Origin of the sequence: Mycobacterium angelicum (genome assembly GCF_002086155.1) — a bacterium.
Taxonomy (GTDB): Bacteria; Actinomycetota; Actinomycetes; order Mycobacteriales; family Mycobacteriaceae; genus Mycobacterium; species Mycobacterium angelicum.
Window position 1 is genome coordinate 178,133 of record NZ_MVHE01000006.1, and the last position, 14,373, is coordinate 192,505.

General features: G+C 66.8%; 10 protein-coding genes and 1 pseudogene. 5 read left to right on the forward strand and 6 right to left on the reverse strand.

The genetic code is table 11. The features are described 5' to 3' along the window. Positions 1-16 precede the first annotated feature (16 nt). The 3 genes from BST12_RS06835 (at position 17) to BST12_RS06845 (ending at position 3,580) form a co-directional block, all read left to right on the forward strand. The gene (locus BST12_RS06835) at positions 17-766 is read left to right on the forward strand and encodes a thioesterase II family protein (RefSeq protein ID WP_083112343.1); all 750 of its coding nucleotides are present in this window, start codon (positions 17-19) and stop codon (positions 764-766) included. A gap of 104 nt (positions 767-870) precedes the next feature. Beyond that, entirely contained in the window at positions 871-2,196 is a 1,326-nt protein-coding gene (locus BST12_RS06840) for a wax ester/triacylglycerol synthase domain-containing protein (protein WP_139801521.1), read from the forward strand. Positions 2,197-2,263: 67 nt separating this feature from the next. After that, on the forward strand, positions 2,264-3,580 hold the full coding sequence (locus tag BST12_RS06845) for a cytochrome P450 (protein ID WP_083112345.1): 1,317 nt from the start codon (positions 2,264-2,266) through the stop codon (positions 3,578-3,580). Here BST12_RS06845 and BST12_RS06850 read toward each other — a convergent pair. Continuing rightward, complete coding sequence (locus BST12_RS06850) at positions 3,564-5,138, reverse strand: mannosyltransferase (protein WP_083112391.1); 1,575 nt, start codon at positions 5,136-5,138, stop codon at positions 3,564-3,566. The genes BST12_RS06845 and BST12_RS06850 overlap by 17 nt on opposite strands. A gap of 274 nt (positions 5,139-5,412) precedes the next feature. Between BST12_RS06850 and BST12_RS06855 the strand changes: the two genes are divergently transcribed. After that, positions 5,413-5,853, forward strand: coding sequence for a universal stress protein (locus BST12_RS06855; protein WP_083112346.1), 441 nt, complete (start codon positions 5,413-5,415; stop codon positions 5,851-5,853). A gap of 345 nt (positions 5,854-6,198) precedes the next feature. Here BST12_RS06855 and BST12_RS06860 read toward each other — a convergent pair. Further along, positions 6,199-7,344 (reverse strand): annotated as a pseudogene (locus BST12_RS06860) (PPE family protein); the annotation flags it as partial. A 169-nt stretch (positions 7,345-7,513) separates the two neighbouring features. After that, positions 7,514-8,200 carry an MBL fold metallo-hydrolase gene (locus tag BST12_RS06865; RefSeq protein ID WP_083112348.1) on the reverse strand — a complete coding sequence of 229 codons (687 nt, stop codon included), beginning with the start codon at positions 8,198-8,200 and terminating at the stop codon, positions 7,514-7,516. A gap of 83 nt (positions 8,201-8,283) precedes the next feature. On the opposite strand from BST12_RS06865, the gene uvrA reads away from it, so the two are divergent. After that, a complete protein-coding gene (gene uvrA, locus BST12_RS06870; protein ID WP_083112349.1) occupies positions 8,284-11,196 on the forward strand; it encodes an excinuclease ABC subunit UvrA in 2,913 nt (970 codons plus the stop codon). A 68-nt stretch (positions 11,197-11,264) separates the two neighbouring features. Here uvrA and BST12_RS06875 read toward each other — a convergent pair whose 3' ends face one another. The 3 genes from BST12_RS06875 to BST12_RS06885 are packed head-to-tail and all read right to left on the reverse strand — an operon-like array spanning position 11,265 to position 14,368. Continuing rightward, the gene (locus BST12_RS06875; RefSeq protein ID WP_083112350.1) at positions 11,265-12,431 is read right to left on the reverse strand and encodes a winged helix DNA-binding domain-containing protein; all 1,167 of its coding nucleotides are present in this window, start codon (positions 12,429-12,431) and stop codon (positions 11,265-11,267) included. 4 nt (positions 12,432-12,435) lie between these two features. Beyond that, the gene (locus tag BST12_RS06880) at positions 12,436-14,145 is read right to left on the reverse strand and encodes a serine/threonine-protein kinase PknH/PknJ (RefSeq protein ID WP_083112351.1); all 1,710 of its coding nucleotides are present in this window, start codon (positions 14,143-14,145) and stop codon (positions 12,436-12,438) included. Next, on the reverse strand, positions 14,138-14,368 hold the full coding sequence (locus tag BST12_RS06885) for a hypothetical protein (RefSeq protein ID WP_083112352.1): 231 nt from the start codon (positions 14,366-14,368) through the stop codon (positions 14,138-14,140). Before BST12_RS06885 ends, BST12_RS06880 begins: the two co-directional genes overlap by 8 nt. Between the last annotated feature and the right edge of the window lie 5 nt (positions 14,369-14,373).

Below are 14,373 nucleotides of genomic sequence, written 5' to 3' on the forward strand. Positions count from 1 at the left end.
AAGAATTGAGAGGCACATGACAACGGACAGAACAACATTCGCGCCCTGGATCAAACATGTGCCGGGACCGGGCCAACAGCCGTATCGCGGCGCCATCGTGGTATTCCCGCACGCGGGGGCGGCCGCGGCCAGCTACCTGAAGTTGGCCAAGGCCCTGGCCGCCGGCAGCGACACGTTCGTGGTGCAGTACCCGCAGCGGGCTGAGCGGCTCGATGATCCGGCGCCGGAAACCATCCACAGCCTGGCCCGCGGCCTGTTCGAGTCGGGCCCCTGGCGCCGGGCCGCCCCCTTGCGGCTGTTCGGGCACAGCATGGGCGCGCTGGTCGCGTTCGAATTCGCCCGGATCGCCGAACAGCGCGGCACCGCCGTGCAAAAGCTGTGGGTGTCGGCCGGCCCGGTCCCGTCGACCGTCGCCGAGTTGCCCGAGCTGCCCACCAGCGACGCGCAATTGCTTGCCGACCTCGCCGATCTGGGCGCAACCGACCCGCGGCTGTTGGCCGACGAGGAATTCGCCGAGCTGCTGACCAACGCGGCGCGTTGCGACTATGAAGCGCTCAACCGCTATGACTGCAGCGACGGGGTGCGCATCCGCGCCGACATCCACGCCGTCGGCGGCCGGCAGGATCGTCGCGTCGACGCCGGCTCCCTGCACCGCTGGGCCCGGCACACCGACGGCTGCTTCACGTCGTCGTTCTTCGACGGCGGGCACTTCTACATCAACGAACACATCAACACCGTCGCGAATCGCGTCATCACCGAGATCTGATCCCGGGTTTGGAGGCAGACAGACCAGTGCCAGTTAAACTACGTCCGGCGCGCCCACCGCGGAACAGCAATGGCCAAGTGCCGCAGGATAATCGGCTCACGTCCATGGATCAAGCCATGTTCCTCTCATTGCGCGCCATGGACCGCGATGCGGTCGTGCAATGCGTGTGGCTTTACGAGCACCCCATCGACTTCGACGGGCTGAGGCGCTTTCACCGCAACCTCGGGGACGGCTTGTTGGGGCGGCGCATCGAGCGTTCCCCGCTGCCGTTTGCCCGGCACCGGTGGGTGCGCGATCGGGGACCGGCCGATATCGATGTCGCCGAATCCGCCCGTCCCCGAGCCGAACTCGGCGACTGGATCGACGAACACGCGCAACGGCCGATCGATCCCGAGCTCGGGCCCGGCTGGCGGCTGGGAGCCCTGCCGTTGACGGGCGGTGCGACGGCGGTGAGCTTGGTGGCCTCGCACTGCCTGATCGACGGTCTCGGGGTTGTCGGCGCGGTGGCCGATGCGGCGAGCGGCAAAACACACGACGTGGGCTATCCACCGCCGTGCTCACGAACCCGGCTGCGGGGACTTGCGCAGGATGCCCGCCAAACCGTGCGGGGGGTACCCGAGGTGGCCCGGGCAGTTGTCGCGGCGGTGAAGATGGCGCGCCGTCATCCGCATGAGACGGCACCTTCGGAACCTTCGCGGCCGGTCGCCCGTCCCAGCGCCGACGGCGATGAACGCGCTGCGGTTCCGGCCGTCGCAATGCACATTGACGAGGCGGTTTGGGACGAGCGCGCGCGGGAGCTGGGCGGCACCAGTCACCATCTGGCCGCCGGACTGGCGGCCAAATTCGGCGAGCGCACAGGGCGCCGACGTGCCGATGACGGCCCGGTTACCTTGCAGCTGCCACTCAGCGATCGCACCGAAGACGACACCCGCGCCAACACCCTGTCGTTTGTCAGCATCGACATTGACCCGACCGGGGTGACCACCGACCTGACCGATGCGCGCGCGGCCATCAAGCGCACGTTCGAGACCTTGCGAGCAGCCCCAGAAGAGGCGTCACCCACCCTTCCCCTCACCCCGCTGGTGCCGTTCACCCCCAAGCGGGTGCTGAAACGGGTCACCGAGGCGGCATTCGCCTACTCCGATCTGCCAGTGGCCTGTTCAAGTCTGGGCAACCTGACCGCCATGGCCGGGTGCCCGGACGGCACCGAGGCCGAATATGCGTTTGGGCGTGGGGTGATCCAACGCGTCATGCGTCAGCACCTCGAGCAGGCGCAGGGCGAACTTTCGTTGTGGTTCTTGCGAATTGGCGGCAAGATGTGCATCACCGTCGGCGCCTACCAGCCGGGCGCGAGCAATTCCAAGACGGAGTTGCGTCAGCTGGCGGCGCGTACGCTGGCCGAGTTCAACCTCACGGCGGTGATCGAGTAAGCGGCATCACAAACTTCTACATATTGTTAACTGTTTTGTAGGTGTTGTGTTGGGTAGCCCATGTGGCATGGGTGAGCTCCACTTACCGCCGGCGCCACCGCGGATGATGCCGAAGGCGCTGCAGGGCCTAGCATTCTTCACGGCGCGCCGATGGGCCACCGAGCAACTCGCACGTCGATACGGCGGTGCCTTCCGGCTTGACGTCCCGGTATTCGGCCGGCTGGTGATCGTCACCGACCCCGCGTTGGCCAAGCAGGTCTTCACCAGCGGCACAGAGGATCTGGGGGCCATTCAGCCCAACCTGAGTCGGCTGCTGGGCTCGGGTTCGGTGTTCGGGCTCGAGGGCGCCGAGCACCGCAGACGGCGCAAGCTGCTGGCGCAGCCGTTCCACGCCGCGAACATGAAGAACTACGAACGAATCGTCGAACAGGAAACGCTTCGGGAAATCGAGAACTGGCCCGAGGGAACGGCATTCGCCACCTTGGCGCCGATGAAGCGAATCACCCTCAACGTCATCCTGCGCGCTGTATTCGGGGCCGAAGGGGAGGACATCGACCGGTTGCGCGACGTCATCGTCCCGTGGGCAAGATTGGGCTCGCGACTGTCGATGCTGCCGATGCCGAAGCGAACTCATCGCTACCTGCCGTGGGGCCGGCTGGCCGAATGGCGGCGCAAGTACGACACTCTCATCGATAGAGTGATCGACAAAGCAGAGGCGGCCCCGCATCCGGAGGACCGTACCGACATCCTTTCGCTGCTGCTGCGCAGCGTCTACGACGACGGGTCGGCGATGTCGCGATCCGACATCCGGGACGACCTGCTCACCCTGCTGGTTGCCGGGCATGAAACCACCGCAACCACTTTGGCGTGGGTGTTCGAACGGCTGAGTCGCCGGTCCGCGGTACTCGCGGCGCTCGTCGAGGAGGCCGGCACCGACGATAACCCGCTGCGGCAAGCGGCGATCTACGAGGTGCAGCGCACCAGGTCGGTGATCGACTTCTCCGGCCGGCGGGTACGGGCATCGACGTTCGAAATCGGCGAATACGTCATTCCGGCGGGTTACTCCGTCGTCGTGAGCATTTCGCGGTGCCACGCCAATCCGGACGCGTTTCCCGCACCTGATCGCTTCGATCCGCAGCGCTACCTCGAAGGTAAGCCGTCGCCGTTTGCCTGGATTCCCTTCGGGGGCGGAACGCGGCGCTGCGCGGGGGCGGCGTTCGCCAAGATGGAGATGAACGTGGTACTGCGAACCATCTTGCGCCACTTGACGATTGAGACAACCTCGGCGCCGGCGGAAAAGGTACGGGCCGGCGGCATGGGGATCGTTCCGAAAGACGGTGGACGGATCGTGGTGCACCGGCGTCCGGCTATCGCGTCGACTTGACGACCTGCGAATAGTGGAACTGCCACCGCTCCACGATGTGGAAGCCGAGGTAATTGGGGAATAGGTAGGCCGGGGCCCGGCCGAAAGCCGTTCCAGGAGGCAATGATTGGCCCACTTGATGATCGGGCAGTGACTTGTCGCGGTTGGTGATCGTCCACACCGTGGCGCATTTGTTGATCTTGGCCGTCGTCAGCCACACGGCTACGTGGCCATCCCACAGCGCGCCGACCTTGGGCCCGTAGTAGCCGCGCTCGACGTCGATCAGCGACTTGAAGGCCCCGGGCCGGGTAGCCAGCAGCGCGCGAATCGGCCCCGGCCGCCAGGGCACGGTGTTGTCCACCACCAAACAGTCGCCGGCCGCGGCGTGGGCGCCGATCACATCGGCGACCTGGCTGTAGTCCCAGCCCTCCTTGGCGTACGGCCCGCGTTGGGTGAAGTAGTAGTTGGGGAAGGCGGCGACGGCGAACAGCACCAGCACACCGGCAATGGGCCACGGCTTGCGGGCCAGGGTGACGATGCAGATGGCCAGCACTGTGGCCGCGGCCGGAGCCGTCAAGATCAGATAGCGCGGGTAGTACATCGGTTCCACTGTTGCCGAGTAGATCAGCACGGCCGCGTTGGGCACGACGATCCACATGATGCACAGCAACAGCAGCCGACCCGTCGGCTTGGCCGGGCCGGCGCCCTTGACCAGACGCATCACGACGGCGGCCAGGACGACGACACCGGACAGGATCGCGAACGGGACGCTGTGATCGAAGTACTGTCGGTGCACCACGTCCAGGAACAGGTTTCGGGTGAGCCCGGAAATCCACGCGACCTGGAAAACCTGGCCGTGGGCGAACAGCATGAACGGCGTCATAGCCCCGAGCGCCACCGCGGTGCTGGCCGTCCACCAGATGACCGGGGACTTGCGAGACTTCCTGGGCGCCAACACCGGCAGCATCGCGGCATGCACCAGCACCAGCAGGACCAGGTTGATGCTGACCAGGATCGACAACATCAAAGCCAGCGCATAGAGCAGCCACAGCCACCGCCGGTTGCGCCGCACGGCAGTGACCAGCAGTACGGTCAGCCAGACCGCGGCCGTCACCGACAGGGCCGAAGACCGGGCCTCGATACCGGCCCACGTCACCCTGGGGAGGATGGCGAAGACGACGCCCGCGCACAGCGCGGTCGCCCGGCTTTCCCCGACGAATTGCTTGGTGAAGACCACCGCGCCGGCGGCGGCGGCCCCGATGGCCACGGCGCTGGGGACCCGCGACCAGAACTCCGTCGGCGGGAACACGGTGAACCAGCCATGCATCAGCAGGTAGTAGAAGCCGTGCACGGCGTCGATGTGCCCTAGCAGCTTCCACAGCTCCGGCAATGTCCGGCTGGCCGAAGCGGTGATCGTCGCGCCCTCGTCGAACCACAGCGATGGCCTGCCTGCCCATGCCGCGCTCACCGCCGTGGCGAGCACGAATATCGCCAGCGGGTCGAAGCGCCTGCCGCGCGGGCGTGCGGGCGTGTCTTCGTGGTCGCCGGCATGGCGTTCCACGAGAGTCGACGAGGACATGATGCTTGTCACTGTATGACCCGTGGCATGAGGCTGCTCACCAGCGGTTCCGTGGCCGACGCGGTGCGGCCCGGGAAACCCCGGCAGACAAACGTGCTGGCCGTGGCATCGGCATCCAGTCGAGCTGTCATCGTCGGAATTGTCTGTTGTTCGGCTCGGGGCTGGCAAATGCGGGTTGCGCCACGCCGCGAGTGTGTGGGTAATCTGACCTATCTTCATCCGGCAACGCGATACTGTCTTGGGTTGGCTGAGCAAACCGACACTGGGAGGGTAAATGGGCGCCTATCAGACCGTGGTGGTAGGAACGGACGGCTCGGATTCGTCGATGCGCGCGGTCGACCGGGCGGCGAGGATCGCCGGCGCAGACGCCAAGCTGATCATCGCCTCGGCGTACCTGCCCCAGCATGAGGACGCCCGGGCGGCCGACGTGCTCAAGGAAGAAAGCTACAAGGTGACGGGCACCGCCCCGATCTACGAGATCCTGCACGACGCCAAAGAGCGCGCGCACAACGCCGGCGCGAAGAACGTCGAAGAGCGGCCCGTCGTCGGCGCTCCGGTCGACGCGCTGGTGCACCTGGCCGAGGAGGAGAAAGCCGACCTGCTGGTCGTCGGCAACGTCGGTCTGAGCACCATCGCGGGCCGGCTGCTGGGCTCGGTGCCGGCCAACGTGTCGCGGCGCGCCAAGGTCGACGTGCTCATCGTGCACACCACATAGGGGCCGTTACCCCCGGGGCGGATCGCTTCCCATCGATTCGCGGGCCCAAATCGCCATCGAGCGCATCAGCACATCGCGCTCCATCGCCAACTCCGAGATCTGCCTGCGCAGATCGTTGATCTCGTCGCGCAAGGTCTCGCTCAGCGCAGCCTCACCGGCTTGAGCATGCTGATCAGCCCACGCCGTCTCACCCTGCGTGCCGCCGGGCAGCGCGCGAGCCACCTGCGGGATCACACTGGGCCGCGGGCCGTACCGGGCGGGCGTCTGGCTGCCCGACTGCGCGGGGCCACCGGGTGCTGTGACGCCGCCACCGCGTTGTCCGGCGGCGCTTCGGGTCGCGGCCCAGCTGCCGCCCGCCGCGCCGCCGCCACCGGCCGCGGCCGCCATCAGACTTCCCGACAGCATCCCGCCCAGTCCGGGGCCCATGCCGTCGGGTGCGGGCTCGGAAAAACCGGCGAGCGTGGGTTGAGGTATCGCGGTGACGGCGCGTGAGGTTCCCGGCATTGCCTGAGGCGCCGCCTGGGCCCAGGCCTGCGGTACCGACAACCCGCCGACCGAAGCCGCACGTCCGGCGCCAGCCAGCACCGGGGCGCGGCCCACCGTCGAGCCCGACCCCACCAGACCGGCTGCGCTGGGCAGGGCTGCGGCGGCGGCCTCGGCCCCATACGCACCCGCGGCCGCTAACGGCCCGACTAGTCCGTTGACCGGGCCCTCCAGCACCGGACCCAGGATGAACAGGACACCACTGGCCACGAACGTCCAGCCGCTGATGAAATTCAGGAACTCGCCGGCTGTCACGTCCTGCAGCGCGGTGGTGAAGGGCGCCAGCGCCGCCCCGGTCGCCAGTGCTTGCAGCACGCTGGGCAGGGTCGAGATCAGCTGAGACAACGCCGCCGAGTTGGACGCGGCCGCCGAGCCGGCCGCCTGAGCCACGGCGCCGGCCTGGGCGCCCACTCCGGCCGGGTTGGTGTTCTGCGGCGGTGCCAGGAACGGCGTCAGCCTCGCCGCGGCCGCCGACCCGACCGCGTAGCCGTACATCGTGGTCGCGTCCTGCGCCCACATCTCGGCGTACACCGTCTCGGTTGCCGCGATGGCCGGGGTGTTCTGGCCGAAGATGTTGGTTGCCACCAGCGCCGCCAACATGGCCCGGTTCTCGGTGACCAACGCCGGTGGCACCGTCGCGGCGAAGGCCGCCTCGAAGGCCATGGCCGCCGTTCTGGCCTGGTTGGCCGCTTGCCTTGCCTGCTCGCCGGTGCTGCTCATCCACGCCTGATACGGCGTGGCCGCTGCGGCCATCGACATGGCCGCCGGTCCGAGCCATGGTTCACGGAGCAAGCCGGACACCACCGCCCGGTAGGAGGACGCCGCCGACGTCAGCTCCGCACCCAGCGTGTCCCACGCGGCGGAAGCCGCCCACATCGGACCCGATCCGGGTCCCGTATACATCCGTAGCGAGTTGATCTCGGGCGGCAACGCAGCAAAATCAAGCATCGTTCGCCAATGAATGCGTCATCGCATCCTCCGATCAGCGGGCGCAGCGAAGAATGTGTCGGTTGCCGGTCAACCGAATGCTAGGGCCTGCCGCGGCGCAGACGGGGCCATTTGCCGCGGTTTCTCCTACGTTGCCTGCGTGCGTTGCGCGCCGGCAGGGGAACGGTGCTTACCAGCCCCGCTCGCGCCATTCCGCGAGGTGCGGGCGCTCGGCGCCCAGCGAAGTGTCGTCGCCGTGGCCGGGATAGACGACGGTGCGGTCGTCGTACACGTCGAACACCCGGGTGGTGACGTCCTCGAGTAGCTGGGTGAAGTCGCCCGGCTGCCAGGTCTTGCCGACGCCGCCGGGAAATAGGCAGTCGCCGGTGAACAACTGCGTGACATCGCCGGTCGCTGGGCCGTCGAGAGCGAGTGCAACCGAGCCGGGGGTGTGCCCGCGCAAATGGATGACGTCGAATGTCAGCTCGCCGACCTGCACGGTGTCGCCGTTGGCCAGCAAACGGTCCGGCCGGACCGGCAGCGGCTCGGCGTCGATCTCATGGGCCGCGGTCGGCGCACCGGTGGCCTCGGTGACCGCTTCCAGCGCCTGCCAGTGGTCGAAGTGCTGATGGCTGGTCACGATCAGCGACAGCTTCGGCGCGTACCGTCGGATCAGGTCGATCAGCACGTCGGCGTCGTTAGCGGCGTCGATGAGCAACGTTTCCCCGGTCGCGGAACATGTCACCAGGTAGGCGTTGTTGTCCATCGGGCCTACCGACGCTTTCACAATGGTGGCACCGGGCAGGGTGCGACGAGCCGCGGTGCCTGGATCGACGTGTCCGGTGTAGTTGTCTGAAGGCTCGCGGGCGACGGTCATAGGCGTCAGGTTACTGGTCTTCGAAGGCTTGTCGGTATGGCCACATAGCATGGGGGACGAGCATTATCTGTGGAGGGAACCGAGTGGCAGATCGCCTCATTGTCAAAGGCGCGCGTGAGCACAACCTGCGTGGTGTCGACCTCGATTTGCCCCGGGACTCGCTGATCGTTTTCACCGGGTTATCGGGCTCGGGCAAGTCGTCGCTGGCTTTCGACACCATCTTTGCCGAGGGGCAGCGGCGTTACGTGGAATCGCTGTCGGCCTACGCTCGCCAATTCCTGGGCCAGATGGACAAGCCGGACGTCGACTTCATCGAGGGACTTTCCCCGGCGGTGTCCATCGACCAGAAGTCGACCAACCGCAACCCGCGGTCGACGGTCGGGACCATCACCGAGGTGTACGACTACCTGCGTCTGCTGTATGCCCGGGCGGGCAGCCCACACTGTCCGGTCTGCGGTGAGCGCATCGCGCGCCAGACACCACAGCAAATCGTGGACCAGGTGCTGGCCATGGAGGAGGGCATCCGCTTCCTGGTGCTCGCGCCGGTGGTGCGCACCCGCAAGGGCGAATTCGCCGACCTGTTCGACAAACTCAACGCACAGGGCTACAGCCGGGTGCGGGTCGACGGTGTGGTGCACTCGCTGACCGATCCGCCGAAGCTGAAGAAACAGGAAAAGCACGACATCGAGGTGGTGGTGGACCGCCTCACGGTGAAGGCGACCGCCAAACAACGCCTCACCGATTCGGTGGAGACGGCGCTGAACCTCGCCGACGGCATTGTGGTGCTGGAATTCCCCGACGACCACGATGAACATGACCGGCCCCGCGAACAGCGGTTCTCCGAAAAGCTCGCCTGCCCCAACGGGCACTCCCTGGCGGTGGACGACCTGGAACCGCGGTCGTTCTCGTTCAACTCGCCCTACGGCGCCTGCCCGGAATGCGTCGGCCTGGGTATCCGCAAGGAGGTCGATCCCGATCTGGTGGTGCCCGACCCGGAGCTCACCCTGGCCGACGGCGCGGTAGCGCCCTGGTCTACCGGACACACGGCCGAGTACTTCACCCGCATGATGGCCGGCCTGGGCGACGCCATGGGTTTCGACGTCGACACTCCGTGGCGAAAGCTGCCGGCCAAGGCGCGCAAGGCGATCCTGGAAGGCTGCGACGAGCAGGTACACGTGCGCTACCGCAACCGCTACGGCCGAACCCGTTCGTACTACGCCGATTTCGAGGGCGTGCTGGCCTTCCTGCAGCGCAAGATGGCCCAAACCGAGTCCGAGCAGATGAAGGAACGCTACGAGGGCTTCATGCGTGACGTGCCCTGCCCGGTGTGCGAGGGTACCCGCCTCAAGCCGGAGATCCTGGCGGTGACGCTGGCCGGGGGAGCTGCGGGGGAGCAGGACCACAAGTCCATCGCCGAAGTCTGCGACCTGTCCATCTCCGATTGCGCGGACTTCCTCAACGCGCTCACCCTGGGGACGCGGGAAAAGGCGATCGCCGGGCAGGTGCTCAAGGAAATACAGTCGCGGCTCGGCTTCCTGCTCGACGTCGGGCTGGAGTATCTGTCGCTGTCGCGCGCGGCCGCCACGCTGTCCGGCGGTGAGGCCCAACGTATCCGGCTGGCCACCCAGATCGGCTCCGGGCTGGTCGGTGTGCTCTATGTGCTCGACGAGCCGTCGATCGGGCTGCACCAGCGCGACAACCGTCGGCTCATCGAAACTCTCACCCGGCTAAGGGATTTGGGCAACACCCTGATCGTCGTCGAGCATGACGAGGACACCATCGAGCACGCCGACTGGATCGTCGACATCGGGCCCAGGGCCGGCGAGCACGGCGGCCGCATCGTGCACAGCGGGCCCTACAGCGAGTTGCTGCGCAACAAGGAGTCGATCACCGGCGCCTACCTGTCGGGCCGGGAAAGCATCGAGATTCCCGCGATCCGGCGTCCGGTCGACGCAAAGCGCCAAATTACCGTCGTCGGCGCCCGCGAACACAACCTGCGCGGCATCGACGTGTCCTTCCCGCTGGGCGTGCTGACATCGGTGACCGGGGTGTCCGGTTCGGGTAAGTCCACGTTGGTCAACGACATCCTGGCCGCGGTGCTGGCCAACAAGCTCAACGGCGCCCGCCAGGTGCCGGGCCGGCATACCCGGGTCACCGGGCTGGACCATCTGGACAAGCTGGTGCGCGTCGACCAGTCGCCGATCGGGCGCACCCCGCGATCCAACCCGGCCACCTACACCGGGGTATTCGACAAGATCCGCACCTTGTTCGCGGCCACCACCGAGGCGAAAGTTCGCGGGTATCAACCGGGCCGGTTCTCCTTCAACGTCAAGGGCGGCCGCTGCGAAGCGTGCACCGGCGACGGCACCATCAAGATCGAGATGAACTTCCTGCCCGACGTGTATGTCCCGTGCGAAGTCTGCCAGGGCGCCCGCTACAACCGGGAAACCCTCGAGGTGCACTACAAAGGCAAGACCATTTCCGAAGTGCTCGACATGTCGATCGAGGAAGCCGCGGAGTTCTTCGAGCCGATCAGCGGCATTCACCGGTACCTGCGCACACTGGTGGACGTGGGGCTGGGGTATGTCCGGCTCGGCCAGCCCGCCCCGACCCTGTCCGGGGGTGAGGCGCAGCGGGTCAAGCTGGCGTCGGAACTGCAGAAGCGCTCGACCGGCCGCACCATCTACATCCTCGACGAGCCCACCACGGGATTGCATTTCGACGACATTCGCAAGCTGCTGACGGTCATCAATGGCCTTGTCGACAAAGGCAATACGGTGATCGTCATCGAACACAACCTGGACGTGATCAAGACATCGGACTGGATCGTCGACATGGGTCCAGAGGGTGGTGCCGGCGGAGGAACCGTCGTCGCCGAGGGCAACCCGGAAGATGTTGCGGCGGTACCGGAAAGCTACACAGGCAAGTTCCTCACCGAAGTCGTCGGCCGCGCGCCCGCAAGGCCGCCGCGGCGGCGCCGCAAGGCCAGCGCCTGATTTCGCCGCGCCGAGCCTGCGGTGACGGCGCGATTTCGCGAAATACCCCGCGCCGAGCGCAGTCTCGGCTAGCTGATTGCCGCCGCCTTGGAAAGCGGCGACGGGAAGCGCGGGCTGATCCGCACGCGGTCCAGCCACAACGTCAGTTGGTCGGCCTTGCGCTGCAAGGCGCGCCGGCCGTCCCGTCCGGGGTCGTCCAAGAGCTGCAACTGGACTCGGGCATCGGAGTCCTGATACCAGCCGCCCACCACGCGTCCCGTCCACCACGCGGTGGGTCCGGCGTTGCCGTTGCTGTCGAAAACCTGGCCGCGGTGCTGGCCGAGATACCAGTCCCGCTCGTACCAGCCCATGGTGGTCGGATCCAGCCCGGGCAGCAGCGCGCACCACGGCGCCACCTCCGGTTCCGGTTCGAGATCGTCGGCCAGCGCGTAACCGGGGCTGCCATCCACGTCGACTTCCACCGCCCCTATGTCGGCCAACGCTTTCCGGACCGCGGTCAGGGTGCTGCCGAACCACCATTTGATATCGGCGACGGTCGCGGGACCGCACGCGCGTAGCCACCGGCGGGTGAGTTCGGCGTGCGGGTTCTCGACGGGCCGCACGCCGGACCCGCTGAGCCAGTCAGCGGTGGTGATCCATCGCGGCCGCGACGTGGTCCAAATTCCGTCGTTTGGTCCACGCACGATATGGCCGCGGGCCGACAGCACCGTGAGCACCCGCGGTGCAATCGAAACCGCACCGCCATAACGCTTTCCCGGTGCCGGGTCGTAGGTGCCGGCCAGTTCGGGCAGCGCGGTCCGCAGCTCGGTGCTGCTGGCGGCCCCGTGCTCACGCAGATAGCGCAGTACCGCGGCGCTGCCCGCCTCGAGCCAGCGTTCACCGTCGGTGGTTACACCTGCCGTCTGCACGTCGCCGATCAGACGCCGGTGTTCGTTGCCGGCGACGCGGTCGCTGACCGCAGGCTGAATCAGCGCCAGGTCCTCGGAGCTGACCACCCATAGCGTACGGCGCATGGCGAGATGCTTTACCACAGAACGGTTTTCATACAACTCGCGATCGAGGTTCGCGGTTACGAAGCCGGGTGTGCGTGCCCACAGCGACAGATAGGGTGTGGCCGGATCGGTGGCATGCAGTCCGAGCATTCCGGCGACGACTTGAGTCACCGGCTGGGATTGGGAGAGAAAGTGCCTGCGCGCCAGTCTGTTCCGCCGCTCGGCGATGCTGAATTTTCGCATGCCGCTACTTCGGTACCTTGGCCGCCATCGCATTGGCTATCAGCCGGGCCTGGTTGATTGTCCCGGGCGCGCAGACATTGACGTCGAGAACGATATTGGATACCGCGCTCAGGACGTGCTGGCAAACCACCGGGCTGTCGGCCAGGGTGCGTTCCAGCGCGATGTTGGGCGGATTGCCGCTGACACCGCCGAATGTCCAGTGGGAGGTGTTGCCGTTGTTGACTTGGGTCACGGCTTTCCCGGCGCAATATCGCCACGCGTCGGCTTGAGTTGCCACAAATCCGGCCGCCTGCTCGGCGGAGGCGAAAATCACCGCGCCCTGGACCACGACGTAGCCGGGGTTGCTGTTGGGCTTCTTCATCAGCTGCGCGAGCATCGCCGTGTAGCCGCTGCTCTTGTACGTCCCGGTTTGGTAGCCGATGAGGGCGCCAAGGCAGCGATCGTCCGACAACGTATTCTCCGGTCCGGGATCTGTCATCTCCGTTGCGTTGTGGTCGACGACGATGCCCGTGGTGGCGACGATGGCATTGATTTGTTCGGGGCCCAGCAGAAGCGAATCAAGTTGTCCCGGAACAATGTTCGGGATAGCACTGGGAGTGCGGGCCGAAGTGGTGTGGGCCGCGCTGGTGGTCGTGGTCTGGGCGATCGGCTTGTCGCCGCCGGTATTGCCGACTGCCAGCCAGATACCGGTTCCGGCGACCACGAAGACGACGACCAGGATCGCCGCCAGCACCAGCCACCAGCTGCGTTTCGGGGTTGAAGTCCACTGTGGCGCTGCCGCCGGGGGAGGCCAGGGATGCTGGGGGAGCGGGCCACTGGGTGCGGGGACGTACTGCTGGGTGTGCGCGAGCATGGTCACGGCTCGTTCCCGGTCCGGAACGCTGAGCGCCTGCTGAGCCGCGCGCGCCAGCTCTCCGGCGGTGAGGTAGCGCTGAGCGGGATTCTTGGCCATGCCGCGCGCGATGACGTCGTCGAAAGCACCTGGGACGCCTTGCCCTTGAAAACTGGGGCGTGGGATGGGTTGCATGAGATGTGCGCCCATCAGCGTGCTGAGGTTCTGGGTCTGGTAAGGCGGTGTGCCGGTGAGGCATTCGTAGAGCACGCAGGCCAGAGCGTAAATGTCGGAACGGTAGGTGATGTCGTCGTCGCCGAATCGTTCCGGCGCCATGTAGCTCCAACTACCCACTGCGCTACCGGTTTTGGTGAGGTGCTGGTCGGTGGCCGCCGCGGCGATGCCGAAGTCGACCAGGTAAGCGAAGTCGTCGCCGGTGATCAGAATGTTCTCCGGCTTGATGTCGCGGTGCACGACGCCCGAGCGGTGGGCGGCATCGAGCGCCGCGGCGACCTGGCTGACGATGGCAACCGCGCGCGGCGGGGATAACGCTTCGCCGCGCGACAACAGTGCCCCGAGGTCGGCGCCTTCGATGAAGCGCATGTCGATGAACAGCTGCCCGTCGATCTCCCCGAAGTCGTGAATGGGCACGATATGGGGCTCCTGCAGGCGACCGGCGGTGTGTGCCTCACGTTGCATCCGCCGGCGAAATGCGCCGTCCGAGTTGAACTCCGGAGCCATGAGTTTGAGCGCGACGGTGCGGTCTTTGACCGTGTCGTGTGCCTCGTAGACTTCGCCCATGCCGCCGCGGCCCAGTAGTCGTCGCAGGCGGTAGGGCCCGAATTGGGTGCCGGCCCGCGAAGTCGGCACGGTATCACTCATCGGTGCGCATCGACTCCCGGATCTGCGCCAGGCGTTCGGCCGCCGCGCGCTGACGCTTCTCGTACTGCTCTTCGACGGTCTGCGCTTCGGCCGTCTCGGCATCGAGCTCGGCCGCGCCCTGTGCGGTGGCGAACCGGTTCTCGATCTTGTCCTGCACGGATTCGAACGTCGGTACGCCGGTGCTGTCGTAGCCGGGGTCGGGAGCGGTTGGTTCGTCGGGCATGCCGC